The 14,366-nt window shown below is 68.3% G+C and carries 12 protein-coding genes; 7 read left to right on the top strand and 5 right to left on the bottom strand.

Annotation, left to right across the window (positions count from 1 at the left end):
• Window positions 1-65: 65 nt before the first annotated feature.
• Both EV653_RS31500 and EV653_RS31495 read left to right on the top strand, forming a co-directional pair.
• The gene (locus EV653_RS31500; RefSeq protein WP_134108220.1) at window positions 66-647 is read left to right on the top strand and encodes a hypothetical protein; all 582 of its coding nucleotides are present in this window, start codon (window positions 66-68) and stop codon (window positions 645-647) included.
• A gap of 8 nt (window positions 648-655) precedes the next feature.
• Window positions 656-1,810, top strand: coding sequence for a hypothetical protein (locus EV653_RS31495; RefSeq protein ID WP_134108218.1), 1,155 nt, complete (start codon window positions 656-658; stop codon window positions 1,808-1,810).
• 63 nt (window positions 1,811-1,873) lie between these two features.
• On the opposite strand, the gene EV653_RS31490 is transcribed toward EV653_RS31495, so the two are convergent.
• From EV653_RS31490 to EV653_RS31480, 3 genes are read right to left on the bottom strand one after another with little or no spacing between them, the layout of a single operon-like run.
• Window positions 1,874-3,094, bottom strand: coding sequence for an AI-2E family transporter (locus EV653_RS31490; RefSeq protein WP_134108216.1), 1,221 nt, complete (start codon window positions 3,092-3,094; stop codon window positions 1,874-1,876).
• A gap of 30 nt (window positions 3,095-3,124) precedes the next feature.
• Window positions 3,125-4,495 carry a glutamate mutase L gene (locus EV653_RS31485; RefSeq protein WP_134108214.1) on the bottom strand — a complete coding sequence of 457 codons (1,371 nt, stop codon included), beginning with the start codon at window positions 4,493-4,495 and terminating at the stop codon, window positions 3,125-3,127.
• Entirely contained in the window at window positions 4,492-5,646 is a 1,155-nt protein-coding gene (locus EV653_RS31480) for a cystathionine gamma-synthase (protein ID WP_134108212.1), read from the bottom strand. Before EV653_RS31480 ends, EV653_RS31485 begins: the two co-directional genes overlap by 4 nt.
• 204 nt (window positions 5,647-5,850) lie before the next feature.
• On the opposite strand from EV653_RS31480, the gene EV653_RS31475 reads away from it, so the two are divergent.
• Both EV653_RS31475 and EV653_RS31470 read left to right on the top strand, forming a co-directional pair.
• Window positions 5,851-6,432, top strand: a complete 582-nt coding sequence (locus EV653_RS31475; protein ID WP_134108210.1) for a hypothetical protein — start codon at window positions 5,851-5,853, stop codon at window positions 6,430-6,432.
• Window positions 6,433-6,522: 90 nt separating this feature from the next.
• Window positions 6,523-8,412 (top strand): hypothetical protein, encoded by a 1,890-nt coding sequence (locus EV653_RS31470; RefSeq protein WP_134108208.1) that lies wholly within the window; start codon window positions 6,523-6,525, stop codon window positions 8,410-8,412.
• Window positions 8,413-8,785: 373 nt separating this feature from the next.
• Here EV653_RS31470 and EV653_RS31465 read toward each other — a convergent pair whose 3' ends face one another.
• Together EV653_RS31465 and yczE are read right to left on the bottom strand one after the other, a co-directional pair.
• Window positions 8,786-9,082: a DUF1905 domain-containing protein gene (locus tag EV653_RS31465; RefSeq protein WP_134108206.1), complete on the bottom strand. Its 297-nt coding sequence runs from the start codon at window positions 9,080-9,082 to the stop codon at window positions 8,786-8,788.
• A gap of 3 nt (window positions 9,083-9,085) precedes the next feature.
• Window positions 9,086-9,742, bottom strand: a complete 657-nt coding sequence (gene yczE, locus EV653_RS31460) for a membrane protein YczE (protein WP_134108204.1) — start codon at window positions 9,740-9,742, stop codon at window positions 9,086-9,088.
• Between the two features lie 63 nt (window positions 9,743-9,805).
• Between yczE and yczR the strand changes: the two genes are divergently transcribed.
• The 3 genes from yczR (at window position 9,806) to EV653_RS31445 (ending at window position 14,355) form a co-directional block, all read left to right on the top strand.
• The gene (gene yczR, locus EV653_RS31455; protein ID WP_134108202.1) at window positions 9,806-11,248 is read left to right on the top strand and encodes a MocR-like transcription factor YczR; all 1,443 of its coding nucleotides are present in this window, start codon (window positions 9,806-9,808) and stop codon (window positions 11,246-11,248) included.
• Window positions 11,249-11,432: 184 nt separating this feature from the next.
• A complete protein-coding gene (msrA, locus tag EV653_RS31450; protein WP_134108200.1) occupies window positions 11,433-12,077 on the top strand; it encodes a peptide-methionine (S)-S-oxide reductase MsrA in 645 nt (214 codons plus the stop codon).
• Between the two features lie 1,315 nt (window positions 12,078-13,392).
• The gene (locus tag EV653_RS31445; RefSeq protein ID WP_134108198.1) at window positions 13,393-14,355 is read left to right on the top strand and encodes a hypothetical protein; all 963 of its coding nucleotides are present in this window, start codon (window positions 13,393-13,395) and stop codon (window positions 14,353-14,355) included.
• Window positions 14,356-14,366 lie beyond the last annotated feature (11 nt).

The raw sequence follows: 14,366 nt of genomic DNA, 5'->3' as shown, positions 1-14,366 counted from the left end.
ATCCCCTTGTTTTCCACCAGATTCCACGACCCCCACCCCGCACCGACGGAAGGAACAAGCCCGGAATGAAAACGCTGGACAGACCACTCGACGAGGACGACCGGGCCTTCGCCGACTTCGCCGACATTCGCGACTGGACGGCCATCGCCGGACCGAACAACAACGACAGCGGACCGAAGGTCGTCCGGGCGATCGTTCAGCGAGTCACTTCGGCCACCGACTGGCAGCCCTGGCCGCTCGCCGCAGGTGAGGAGATCGACCGCGCAGTCGCTTCGTGGGGCTTCACCACCAAGCGCAACAGCACGATCATCGTGTTCCCGGGAATGGCGTTCGCGGACGCCAAGAACAGCGGCTGGTGCGCGTACGACATCGAGCCGGGCGACATCGCCGACGCCGAGGCCGGTCTCGACGCGCACTGGCCGGAGCACCTCGAGCTTGCCCGCAAGTACTTCGGCGAGCCGACGTACGTCGGTGACGACAGCCAGCCGGGATTCCTCGACGCGTGGGGTCCGGGCGCCGGATCCGACAAGCGCCATCTGGCCACCTGGCTGCTGCCCGGCGCGCACCTCCGGCTGTTCAGCACCAAGCCGGCCAGTTCCCCGTTGACCCCCGCGGTCGGCGTCAGCTACGCGGTCTACATCAACTAGGAGACGTAATGACGACCCCTACTCAGGAAAGCCCCGCGTGGCCGCAGGGCAGCTGGATGCAGTCAGGCGAGTGGCTCGCGAACCTGACCGAGAACGAGCAGGCGAACCTCCGCGCCTTCGTCGGTATGACGCCGGAGCAGCGGACAGCCTCGATGCAGTACGCGAGCCTGGACTCGCGCCAGCAGGCGAACCTGATGCGCGCGGCGAACACGGACCCGTTGCGGGACCGGGTGAACGCAGCGATCCGCGGTGCTGTCGCCCGGGTCCACCTGGCGTACGACAACACTCAGCACCGGCTGAGCGAAGCCGCGCAGACGCTGGCCACCCAGGCCCGCGAGTACCGCGACGCCGCGGTCGGCGGCGCAACGCGCGCCTACCAGGAGGCCCGGAACACGGTCGTGGAGGGTGCTCAGGACGCCCGGGCCGCGGTCATCCGCGGCGCGAACGCCGTCGGGGACCGGGCCACTGAGGTCGGCCAGCAGGTCGCCGGTGCGTACAACCGCGGGGTGGATCAGGTGAACGCGGCGGGCCGGCAGGTCGCGGACACCTACCGGGGTGCCCGGGACGGCATCGTCGATGCTGCTCAGCGTGGTCAGGTCCACCTCGACCAGGCGTGGCAGGCCGGAGCCGACCGGCTGAACGAGACCGGCCAGCAGATCGCCCAGGGCGCCCGGGATCTCCGGACGGCCGCGGCCGGCACGGCTCGCGACGCCCGGGACGCGGTCGTCAGCGGCGCCCGGACTGCCCGGGAGGCGGTCACCTCGGCGCCCGGCAAGGTCGGCCGGTGGTTCGAGGGCAAGTTCAACAACACCATGCTGAAGGCCGAGAGCTCGCTGGCGACGTTCAACGCCAGCCGGCACAACCCGCCGCTGGGCGCCGACATGAACCAGGCGATGGACACCAAGACCCAGCTGGCAGTCATCCAGCAGTGGAGCGAGAACCTCCCCGGCCAGATCACGGTCGAGACGAACGAGGCCATCCAGAACCTGGCCCAGGCGTCCCAGGCCCAGATCGACGCCCAGAACGCAGCCCGCCTCGCAGGCGGCGTCGCCCCGGCCAGCCAGGCCGTCGCCGCTCCCGCGCAGCCGCAGACGTCCGGACAGGGTGAGCAGACGAACCCCAACCTCACCAAGAACACCGACAAGGGCGGCCTCAACCGCTGACGTCGACCACCCGAAGACGCCGCCGAGCCACACGCCCGGCGGCGTCTTCGCGTACGGCGCTAGCTAATCGGTGGGGGTTGGGCGGGGACGGCGTCTGGGGAGGGGGCGTGGGGGTTCGGGGTCCTGGTCGTTGCCGGCCAGGTGGTTGACGATGGCGTTGAGGACGGCGGCGGTGGGGACGGCTACCAGGGCGCCGACGATGCCGGCGATGATTACTCCGGTGGCGATCGCGAGGATGACGGCGAGAGGGTGGACGCTGACCGCGCGGCCGAGGAGGAACGGCTGCAGGACGTGGGCCTCCAGCTGCTGTACGCCGATCACCACCGCGAGCATGACGATCGCGACAATGGGGCCCTTGGCAACCAACGCGACGAGGACCGCGACCACGCCGCTGACCAGCGCGCCGACGACCGGTACGAACGCGCCGACGAACACCAGGATGCCGATCGCGCTCACGAGCGGCAGGCCGAGGATCGCGGCGCCGAGCGAGATGCCGATCGCATCCACGGCCGCAACCACGATCGTCGCGCGGACGAACGCGGTCAGCGAGACCCAGGCCCTGCGCCCGGAGGAGTCCGCCTTGTCGCGGGCGCGGCGCGGGAACAGCCGGACCAGCCACGCCCAGATCTGATCGCCCTGGTACAGGAAGAAGAACAGGCAGAACAGTGAGATGAACAGCCCCGCGACGACATGCGTGGCCGTCGTACCGACTGCTGCTGCTTGCTGGCCGATCGCCCCGCCGGAGGTGATCTGTTCGCGCAGTGTCTTGATCGCGTTGGTGACGTCCTGGTCGGTCAGGCCGAAGTTGATCCGGCCCAGCTCGCGCAGCTTCTGCACACCTTCGCCGACTTGCGTCGACAGACTGTCGAACTGACCGGCGATCTGCGTGCCGACCAGGGTGAGGAGGCCGGCCACCAGCACGACCGTCGCGATCACGGTGATTCCCGCCGCGGGGCCGCGCGGGAGACGAAGCTTCTGCAGGCCGTTGGTGATGGGCACGAGCAGTGCGGTCAGGAGAACACCGACAGTCACCGGTACGACGACCTCGGACAGGTACCGGATGCCGTACCCGATCACAACCACGGCAGCCACGATCACCAGGAACCGCCACGCCCAAGTACTGGCGATGTACATCCCACGCGTCACGCCGGCGTCATCGACCGGCGCGGCGTCATCGGCAAGCCTCGGCTGCTCCGGCTCGCCGGCCTCCTCCAGGACCTCGTTGTCCGCCACCGGACTCCGGTCCTCGGAGACCTCCGCGTCGTCCCGCCCCGCCTCGCTCATCGCACCTCCGCAGCTCGGTTGCTGCTGAGACTAGTGCCCGCGCGCACCGGTTCCATGAATGTGGGCCGCCAGCCCCTCCGCCGCCTTTGGCTCGTCATCCGCCAGCAGGCCGACGGCTGCGAGCACGTAGTCCGAGTCCACGCACACTTCCGCCCGCTGCGGGACGAGCCAGCCCTCCTCCTGCGCGTTCGTTCCGATCGAGCCCAGGATCCGGGCCGCGACCTCCGGCGGGTTATGCCGCAGTACGCCCCCGGATCCGACCAGCAGGTCCACCTCGCGCAGGTCCTTCCCGGAACGCTCGATCACCCGCCCGCCGGGCCCGAACACGATCCGCTGCCGTCCCGCATGCCGCCTCAGCGCGACCGTCGCGGCGACGCTCGCCAGCGTCTCGTCGTACGACGCTTCCTGCTGGTCACTGGGCAGAAACGAAGGATCGTCATGCCGGCGTTCTGCAGCTGCTCGTACTGCGTCCGCGTCCGCGATCAGCCCGGCCTCGGCGCCCGCGGCGACCACCGGTACGGCGCTCCAGCGCATGCCGAGATCGCCCTCGACCGTCCGGGTGACCGGATGGGTGGCGACGACCTCCCGGCCGAGGTTCGCGTCCTCCGGGTCGAGCTCGATCACCGAGTGCACGTCGGTGGTCGCGCCGCCGATGTCGACGACCGCCACATCGCCGTGCAAGCCGGCGAGCACCTCGACGCCCCGCAGTACGACGTCCGGCGTCGCGGCGCGGATCATGCTCGCGAACGCCGGATCGCGGGACAGGTTCTTCCCGCCGATCACGTGCGCGAGGAACATCTCGCGGATCGCCGCCCGCGCGCTGTCCGGCGCGAACACACCGATCTCCGGCACGACGTTGTCCGCGAGCACGTGCGGTACGGCGGCCTCGGTGAGGATCTCGCGGATCTCGTCCCGGGCGTCGATGTTGCCTGCGACAACGACCGGTTTCCGCCACGTGTACTTCGCCAGCGTCTGGGCCGCCTTCAGCAGCACCGCCGAGTTGCCGCCGTCGGTCCCACCGAGCAGCAGCACGACGTCCGGGCGATCCTTGCGCAGCTCCCTCTGACTGGTTGCCGTCAGCCCGCCGTTGACGACGGCAACTACCCGGCCGCCACTGGACAACGCGACCCGCTTGCCCGCCTCCGCGGTGACGAGCTCTTCGTTGCCCACGACACCGATCCGCAGCCCGCCGCCCGCACTCGAACAGGCCAGCACCTCGGCCTTCTTCACGCCGCGATCGACGTCCTCGAGCGCGACCCGGCAGGCATGCCACCCGTCCATCACGTCGGTGTCGATCGTCGTACGGTGTTCGGCTCGGGCGACCAACTCGCCCGAGCCGATGTCCACGGCAACCGCCTTCGTGAACGTCGACCCGAAGTCGACGGCCACTACGAAGCTCATGCCATCGCGCGGTCGAGGTCGAGCAGCAGGTCGTCGACGGTCTCGATACCGACGCTTAGGCGGATCAGGTCGGCCGGCACCTCCAGCGGCGTACCGGCGACCGAGGCGTGGGTCATCTTGCCCGGGTGCTCGATCAGCGACTCGACGCCGCCGAGGGACTCGCCGAGCGTGAAGACCTCGGCCCTGTTGCAGATGTCCAGCGCGTGCTTCTCGCCGCCGGTGACGCGGAAGCTCACGATCCCGCCGTACCGCTTCATCTGCTTGGCGGCGGTCTCGTGACCAGGGTGCCCGTCGATGCCGGGGTACAGCACCTGGCTGACCGAGTTGTGCCGCTGCAGGAACTCGACGACCTTCTCGGCGTTGTCGCTGTGCCGGTCCATCCGGACGCCGAGCGTCTTGATGCCGCGCAGCACCAGCCACGAGTCGAACGGCCCGGCGACGGCGCCGATCGCGTTCTGGTGGAAGGCGATCTTCTCGGCCAGCTCGGCGTCGCGGACGACAAGCGCACCGCCGACCACGTCGGAGTGGCCGCCCATGTACTTCGTGGTCGAGTGGACGACCACATCCGCGCCGAGCTCCAGCGGCTGCTGCAGGTACGGCGAGGCGAACGTGTTGTCGACGACCAGCAGGGCGCCGGCGTCGTGCGCGATCTGGGCGACGATCGCGATGTCCGCGACGTTCAACAACGGGTTGGTGGGGGTCTCGAGCCAGACGACCTTGGTCTTGCCGGGCTGGATCGCGGCGCGGATCGCCTCCGGGTGGGTGACCGCGGCCGGCGTCATCTCGACGCCCCAGTTGCCGAGCACCTTGGAGAACAGCCGGAAGGTGCCGCCGTACGCGTCGTCGGGGAACACCACGTGGTCACCCGGCACGCACAGCGAGCGGATCAGGGTGTCCTCGGCGGCAAGTCCGCTGGCGAACGCGAACCCGCGGTTGCCCGCCTCGATCGCGGCCAGGCACTCCTCGAGCGCCGTCCGGGTCGGATTCGCGGAGCGGGAGTACTCGTAGCCGTTGCGCAGCCCGCCGACGCCGTCCTGCTTGTAGGTGCTGGTGGCGTAGATCGGCGGGACCACCGAGCCGGTGGTCGGATCAGGCTCGTTCCCGGCGTGGATGGCGAGCGTCTCGAAGCCGTAGTGGTGTTCCGTGTTCACCGGACCAGCGTACGGCCTGGTCTGATCCGGCCGTGCAGGCCGTCCACAGGCGGGGCATGGCCGGCCGACGTGCCCTCGGATGATTGCCGGGATCCAGGTTGTCCACAGGCGCGTCGAACCGGCTGGCGAATGACCCACTGCGCCACCTACGGTTGCGGTCAGTGGTTACCGCCGGGGACTGATCAGGAAGGACGACGGGGCCGGATGAAGACGCAGGACAGGCCGCTCGACCAGGACGACCTGGCGATGGCGGACCTCGCCGAGATCCCGGACTGGGGCACGATCGCCGGTCCCGACGGCGACGAAGCCGGTCCGGAGGTCGTGCGCGCCCTGGTGAACCGGGTGATGAGCCAGACCACCTGGCAGCCGTGGCCGCTGGAGGCCGGCGAGGTCATCGGCGACGAGATGGTCTCCTGGGGTTTCACCACCCGGCGCGGGACGACGATGATCGTGTTCGACGGGCTCGCGTTCCCGGACTGCCCGGACAGCGGCTGGTCGGCGTACGACATCGGTCCGGACGACATCGCCGCGGCCGAGGCGGGGCTGGACGAGCACTGGCCGGCGCACCTGTCGCTCGCCACCAGGCACTGGGGACAGCCGGACTACATCGGTGATGAGAGCAGCGTCACCTTCGTCGACGAGTGGGAGCCAGGCGCCGGCACCGGTCGCCGGCACCTCGCCGTCTGGCTGCGTCCGGGCGCCCAGATCCACCTCTACAGCAACAAGCCCAGCAAGGACCCGCTGACGACGTCGGTCGGGGTCAACTACGCCGTGTACATCGACTAGGAGACCTGCCATGAGCGAGCGCAGCGAGCGAATCAACAGAACAGCCGAGCAACTCGCTCATGCCGGAGCCGAGCGTAGCGAGGTGGAGGCATGAGCGAGCCTTCCGCTGAGCCCGGGCAGGGGCGGATCTCCCGTTGGCGTGCGCGGTCGCGCGGCACAAAGACGATGAAGGCCGGGTACGCACTGGCCGCGCGCGACGTGAAGAACTGGGACAGGGACGTCCTGGCGCGCATCGGCAGCTCCCGGATGACGCCCGCGCATCTGGCACGTCTGGCGCAGGTAGGCGTCAACGGGCAGGTCCGCCCGGATCTGCACGCCGGCACGTCGCAGACGATGAGCCAGCGCGCGACCAACCGGATGCAACGGACCCAGCGCCAGCAGAGCCCGACCAGAAACCCGCTCCGCCAGGCCGCGCGACGGTACTCCCGCTGGCAGGACGTCCGGCACGGGACCAAGATGGTCAAAGCCGCGATGGTCCTGGCTGCCAAAGAGGCGAAGAACGCCGATCCCAACGTCAGGCTGGCGATGGGCAACGACCCGACCATGACCAAGACCCAGATCTCGAACATGGTCCAGGGTCAGATGGAGACCGCGTTCAAACCCGAGGTGTATGCGCCACGACCCGGGCAGCAACAGGGCGTCGGTCAACAACAGGGTGCCGGTCAGCAGCAGGGCGGCCCCGGGCAGCAGCAGGGCGCTGGTCAGCAGCCGGTTCAGGGCCAAGGGCAACAGGTTCAAGGTCAGGGCCAGAGGCAACAGATCCAGGGCGGGCGGGTGCAGGCGCAGCAGGGGGCGGCGGTGATGCAGCAGCTCGTGGCTGCGGCAGGCGGCCAGGCGGCTGGGGAGACCGAACAGGCGCTGGTCCAGGCGCTGGCCGAGTTCCAGCGGCTGCAGGGCGAGATCAAGCAGCTGATCGAGACCCGAATGGCCCAGATCCAGCAGGAGAACGCCAACCTCGCCGCCCTACTGAACCAGGTCGACCGCTCAGGCCAGCAACTCAACCAACAGGCCAACCAGCAGCCGGGCCAGCAGGTCAACCAGCAGCCGAGCCAGCGGCCGGAGATCGACCCAAACCTCCACAACGTAGGCCAGCACCCAATCGTCCAGACCGGAGAGTCAGACCAGCAGCAGCCCACCGGCCCGCAGCCCGAAGGCCAGCAGGCCGCCGACGGCCAGCAGACCGGCGAAGGCCAGCAAGTCGGCGACGGTCAACAGGTCGGGGACGGTCAGCAAGTTGGCGAGGGTCAACAGGTCGGCGAAGGCCAGCAAGTCGGGGACGGTCAGCAAGTTGGCGAGGGTCAACAGGTCCGCGAAGGCCAGCAAGTCGGGGACGGTCAGCAAGTTGGCGAGGGTCAGCAGGTTGCCGGAGGCCCGCAAGTGGCTGAGGGGCAGCAGGTTGAGGGTGGTGAGCAGGCGGTCGGTGAGGGGTCTCAGCTGCCAGTCGCGGCGAGCGGTCAGCAGGTAGTCCAGGGCGGGCAGGAAGGCACTCAGCAGCAGGCCGAGGCTGCCGAACAGCCGGTGAGCCGGAGCGAGACCTGGACCAGGGCCGCCGAGGCACCCGAAGCCCACGCCGAGCAGCCCGTCGGAACTCCCGCCCAGGGACAGCCCCAAGTCCAGGGACAGCCCCAAGTCCAGGGACAACAGCAGGTCCAGGGACAACAGCAGGTCCAGGGACAGTCGCAAGGTCAGGGACAACCGCAGGTCCAAGGACAGCCTCAGACCCAAGGACAACCGCAGGTCGGGGGACAGCCGCAGGGCGAGAACTTTGCGCAGCTCCAGACAGGAAGCGACCCCAAGGCGATCCGAGCGAAGGCGGAGGCCGCACGAGCCGCCGCAGCGGCCGGAGATGTCGCGCCGGTGCGCAACTCGACCCAGGCGGCAGCCACCAAGACGGCGGAGGCCGCGAGACAAGACACCGGGACCCGAGCAGCCGGCCAGACCGCGAGCAGAAATCCGCAGCAGACCGGCCCCAGCAAGTAATCACCAGCAGCTGATCACGCCACCACCCGTCAACGATCACCAGCACGCACTGACGCGCGCCGAACGCCGCCGGTTGACCGGCGGCGTTCGGCGTACTCCGGCCTAGAGGTCGACGTCCAGCCGCGCGTCGGCCGGCGTCCGTCGTACACCGACCTAGGAGTCGACGTCGTCCAACCGCGCGGCGACTGGCGTCCGTCGTACACCGACCTAGGAGTCGACGTCGTCCAACCGCGCGGCGACTGGCGGCGGCGTACTGCGGTCTAGAAGTCGACGACGTCCAGCCGCGCACCGGCCGGCGGCGCCGCCTTACACCGGCCTAGAAGTGGACGACGTCCAGTCGCGTGTCGGCCGGCGGCGGTCGGCGTGATGTGGCCTAGAAGTCGAGGAGGTCTAGTCGGGCGTCGACTGGTGTGCCTTCGAGTAAGGCCTCGGCGAGGCGGACCGGTTTCTTTACCGGGAGTAGGTAGGTGCCGGACTTGCTGGGGAACAGGGACGTCTGCCACGTGCTTCCGCCGACTGTCACGCTGACGCGTACCGACCCGAATCCCTTGCGCCGGCCCGCGGTCAGGTCCGCGATGTCGTCGCTGATGTCCTCCGGGACCGCGACGAAGTACCAGCTGCCTTCGCCCGGGTACTGCCAGAGCGGCGCCGAGAACCGATAAGTGCTCACGCCTCAGGATTTCAGGCGGACGGTGAAGATCGGTAGCAGGAAGTGGACGAGCGGGCCGATCGCGAGGGCGTACACGACGGTGCCGACGCCGATCGATCCGCCGAGGAGGAAGCCGGTCGCGAGGACGGTGAGCTCGATCGACGTACGGACGAGGCGGACGCTCAGGCCGGTACGACGTACCAGCCCCGTCATCAGCCCGTCGCGCGGACCGGGGCCGAACTGCGCGCCGATGTAAAGCGCGCCGGCGAGCGCGTTGACGACGACACCGGCCAGCATGAAGACGATCCGGAGCCAGAGCGCGTCCGGACGGTCGACCGTGGCCAGGGTGAGGTCGGTGACCAGGCCGATCACGATGGCGTTGCTGATCGTGCCGAGGCCGGGCCACTGCCGCAGCGGAATCCAGGCCAGCAGTACGACGAAGCTGACCGCGATCACCACGGTGCCGAAGCTGAACGGGAAATGCCTCGTGATGCCGGAGTGGAACACGTCCCACGGATCCAGTCCGAGGTTGCCCTGGATCATCAGGCCCATCGAGGCGCCGTACAGCGTCAGTCCGACGTACAGCTGGACCAGGCGACGCGGCAGGTGGCCTGCTTTCAGCTGCTGGATCGGGTTGATGGGCGCGAGCTGACGCGGCGGGGCATCCGGAGTGGCGGTCACGTTCTCCAGTGTCGGCGCTAAGTGGCCTGGTATTCGATAGCCAATTACGCCATAGTGGACTGCATGAAGGGGCAATATTTCCCGGCCAGCACCCTCGTCGGCCTGCTCGGTGCCTGGGCCGACGGCACCGGCCCGGCGTACTGGCTGCTCGCCGAGCGGCTTCGGCTGCTGATCGCGGACGGCCGGATCACGCCCGGATCGCGGCTGCCGAGCGAGCGCGAGCTGACCGAGAGTCTCGGCGTGAGCAGGACGACAGTCGCATCGGCGTACCGGGAACTGCGCGACCGCGGGTACGTGATCAGTCGCCGCGGTTCGGGCAGCGTCACCGCTCTCCCGGGTCCCGTCCAGCCCTCACTCAGCCGGCATCACGCGCCGACGTTCGAGACCGACGGACACTACGACTTCACCGCGGCTGCCCCCGCCGCCATCCCGGGGATCAGCGCGGCGGTCGCATCGGCCATGGATGACCTCCCGGCGCAGCTCGCCACCCCTGGCTATCACCCACAGGGCTTGCCGGAGCTGCGCGCGGAGGTCGCGGCCGTGTACGCCGAACGCGGGCTGCCGACCTCGCCCGACCAGATCATCATTACCGCCGGCGCACTGGCCGCGACGTCGATCGCGATCCGCGCGATGACGCAGATCGGCGACCGGGTACTGACCGAGAGCCCCACGCACCCCAACTCAGTCGACGCGATCCGGCACAGCGGATGCCGGATCGTCGCCACCCCGATGGGCCCGGACGGCTGGGACCTTCCATTGCTGGAGGCAACCATCAGGCAGACCGCGCCGCGGGCCGCGTGGATGGTGGTGGATTTCCAGAACCCGACCGGGTGGTTGATGCCGGCAACGGACCGCAAGCAGTTGGCCGCCGCGTTCGCGCGGAGCCGGACGACGGTGATCGTCGACGAGACGCTGTACGGGTTGTCGCTGGACGGACAGGAGATGCCGCCGCCGTTCGCGTCGTACAACCCGGACGGCGTGATCACGGTCGGCTCGGCGAGCAAGCTGTTCTGGGGCGGCCTGCGGATCGGCTGGATGCGGGTGCCGGAGGCGCTGGTCGCCCAGGTGCTCGACGCCCGCGCGTCGCTCGATCTCGGTGCGCCTGTGCTCGAGCAACTAGTTGCAGCGCAACTACTCCGGGAGCGCGAGTCGTTATTACCCGACCGGCGGCTGACGATCGCCCATCAGCGCGACGCCTTGGCCCAGGCCGTGTCCGAAGAGCTGCCGTCGTGGCGATTCCGGCTCCCGGGCGGCGGGCTGTCGTTGTGGTGCGAGCTGCCGGAGCCGGTCGGGTCGAGCCTGGTCGGGCTGGCCGAGCGGAACGGCGTACTGCTGGTGGCCGGCGCACGGTTCTCCCCCGACGGCGGCCTGGAGTCGTTCATCCGATTGCCGTACACGCTGCCCGTGGATGCGCTCCGTGACGGAGTACGCCGACTTGCCACGTCGTACGCCGCCCTCACCACCGGCGCAACGCGGGCCCGGCGTTCCGCGGCGATGATCGCGTAACTGCGGATCCCCACACCATCACAATCGCGCCTCACATCCCGCCGCCCGCCGGGTTCTTGCCTGGACGCCCGATTGTGATGGCGTGCGGATCCGGCACGTCATCGCGCCGTAAGGGGTGCGGGGAAGGTTCGCCTTACATCTGGCGTTGAGAGACTATGAGAGTCACTCTGCGAGAGGCGTGAGAATGTCGTTCTTCACCCGCAACACCGCCATGGTCGAGCCGTCGGCCGCCCTGCCCGGGCGGGACACCCCCGGATTCGCCGTACCGGACGAGAACATCGTCCTGCACACGCCGCAGACCGCCGCCGCGCCCGAGGGGTTCGAGGAGGTCTGGTTCGGCACCGGATGCTTCTGGGGTACCGAGGAGATCTTCTGGCAGCAGCCCGGCGTGTACACCACGGCCGTGGGCTACGCGGGCGGTTACACCCCCAACCCGACGTACGAAGAGGTCTGCACCGGCCGCACCGGCCAGACCGAGGCCGTCCGTGTCGTCTACGACCCCACCAAGACCACCTTCACGGATCTGCTGAAGGTCTTCTGGGAGACCCACGACCCGACACAGGGCATGCGCCAGGGCAATGACCTCGGTTCGCAGTACCGCTCGGCCATCTACTACACCACCGACGCCCAGCGCGCCGAGGCCGAGCGCACCCGCGACCTGTACGCCCCCGTGATCAAGCCCCTCGGCTACGGCGACATCACCACCGAAATCGCCCCCGCCACCACCTTCTACTACGCCGAGGGCTACCACCAGCAGTACCTCTACAAGAACCCCAACGGCTACCGCTGCCACAGCAACACCGGCGCGAAGTTCCCGGCTGAGGTCTGACCTTTGACGAAGAGGGCGCACCTTTCTGGTCGCGCCCTCTTGGTCACCCTTCGCGTGAGGCAGCGAAGAACCCAGCTACTTCGGCGCTGAGTGCCTGCATCTCGGCGCCTGCCTCGAGGTCGAACTCAGCTGACCCTTCCCGACCGGCTGGGTGGCATGTCGACCGCAGCTGGAAGCGCGACGTCACATGCCCGCGATTTGCCCAGTTCGCCTCTACCGGAGCTGCCCCTCGAGGCTTCGCCGCTGACGGACGCCAGCCAAGCACGGAACCGGTCAGCCAGGTCGCTGGGGTAGGCAACCACCGGATCCCCTTTCAAAGCTCTGACCACGGTCTCGGCCGCCAAGCCCTCACCGGTCACTGAGATCAGGTAGTCCAGAACAGCATCTTGCGAAGGCCGGTGAGGCCCGCTCAGCATCAGCTGGTCCGCCCGAAGCCAGGACCACGGTCGGTTCGCCAGGCATAGGTTCCCGCACGTGCGCACCTTCCCACACGCAGCTTCTATCGCTCAGCCGATACCGCTCCCATCGGGAGTACTTGCACAAGGTCCCAACGGCCAGGCGCCACTCCCCAACACCTCCACCACATTCCGTACAGACAATCTGCAACCCAGTAGTGAGCGCCGGACCGCGAAGGGGTCGGGAGCTCATCGTGTGGCGGGCGGCCCTAAGGCCCCGTCGCCCGGCGCCTGGGAGAGCCTGTCAATGAGGAGACGTGACCGCTCGTCCATGCGCGCCCTGTCCTCCTCGCTCGGAGGTTCGCGCACAGTTACGGCTGCGACGACCCTGCCGTCTTCGCGCTTGCGCGGATCGGACTGGAAGGTCGCAACCCTCCAACCGAGCAACCGCCCGCGCGACGACCAGCCGAGCGAACCTCGGCGATCCGATCAACGTTCCCAGCTTCGACATGCTCGACGTACTGCCAATCCACCTCAAGGTGTCGCGCGATGGTCAACACCAGATCGTCCGCCTGCGCCACTGTGGCCCCCGGTCACCGTCTCATGGGATCGTCGTCAGATAGCAGCACAGGCGGTGCTAGCTCTCAACTCGTTCTATTGCCTCGCCGGTATCGGCCTGCCGTTGCCCCGCTAATTGATTCCTGGTGCGGGATCTCCGCTGGATCGTCATCCCGCGCGGCCCTGACCGCGTACTCCGAGCTGACGCCGTCAGATCCTCGCGTCCCCAGCGTACGAACACCTGCAGGCTAACCTCCAGCGCCTTCAGATCACTTCGTTGCTTGGTGTAACGCAGCAGCGTGTGCAAACGATTCTGAGAGAGGGCGGGCAAGCGCACCGGCCTGTGTGCTCGACTGGGGGTCATGTTGCGTCTGCCAATAGTGCTGATGCTGATCGGTGTATTTCTTTCTGGTTGTACGTCAGCAAGAGACAAGGGTCCTGCGACGTTCGTGGCAACGGCGTCTGATCAGCTGTCGATCGTTCAGTGGACCGAGGACGGCGACGGCGTACTGACGGGGACCTATCAAGCGGTCTCTGCATCGAGCAAGTCGGACGGGCCAGCCACTGAAAGCTCGAACGCCAGTATCCGGGGGCGTGTTTCGAAAGGTGCGCTGAACCTGACTGTTGACGGTCTCACCACGATCACGGGGACGTTGTCAGGCGACACCTTGATCCTGTCTGTACCCCAGACGAACGGCGGTGTTCGGACCGTGACTTACTCGCGCTCGACGATCGAGGCGTACAACCGTGCTGTTGAAGCGCTCGCGACGCGTGTCTCCGCTGAGCGGGCACAGCAGGCCAAGGCCGCCGCGGACGCCAGTGCGGCGGCAGCACTCGCAGGCGAAGAGCAAGCACTCGCCGAGAGCGTCGGCAATGTCCCCGCGCTGACCACCGCCGTCCAGACAGCCGCCGGCGGATTGACGGCAGCACTCGGCAAGGTACAGAGCGCCCTCAAGGCGCAGCGTGCTGCTCTCGCCGCCGTGAAATCGGCTGCCTGTATCGACGTGTTCACCAGGATCAGCGACGAGGGCACCGCGTACGGGGACCTCATGACTGCCGAAGGGGATTTCGAAACCGCTACCGCGGACCTGGCGAGCGCCGAGCAGGATCTGCAGACAGAGATCACGTCCATTCAGGCGTCCGTACAGAGTGTCCAAGCGCAGGGCGGCACGGTGCCCAATCTCTCGAGTGTGACTGACGCAGCCGGAGTTCTGCGCCAATCAGGCGCGACGAAGACGAAAGCAACTGCGACAGTTCAGAGTCTGACAACCTCTGCTGAGCAGATCGACACAGCAGCGAACGATCTTGCGAGCCGCGCCTGCTGACTTCCCGGCGA

It is taken from the genome of Kribbella pratensis, assembly GCF_004365355.1.
In the GTDB taxonomy this organism is placed as follows: domain Bacteria; phylum Actinomycetota; class Actinomycetes; order Propionibacteriales; family Kribbellaceae; genus Kribbella.
Note: the sequence above shows the minus strand (reverse complement) of the source record. Positions and strands in the feature narration are given on the sequence as shown.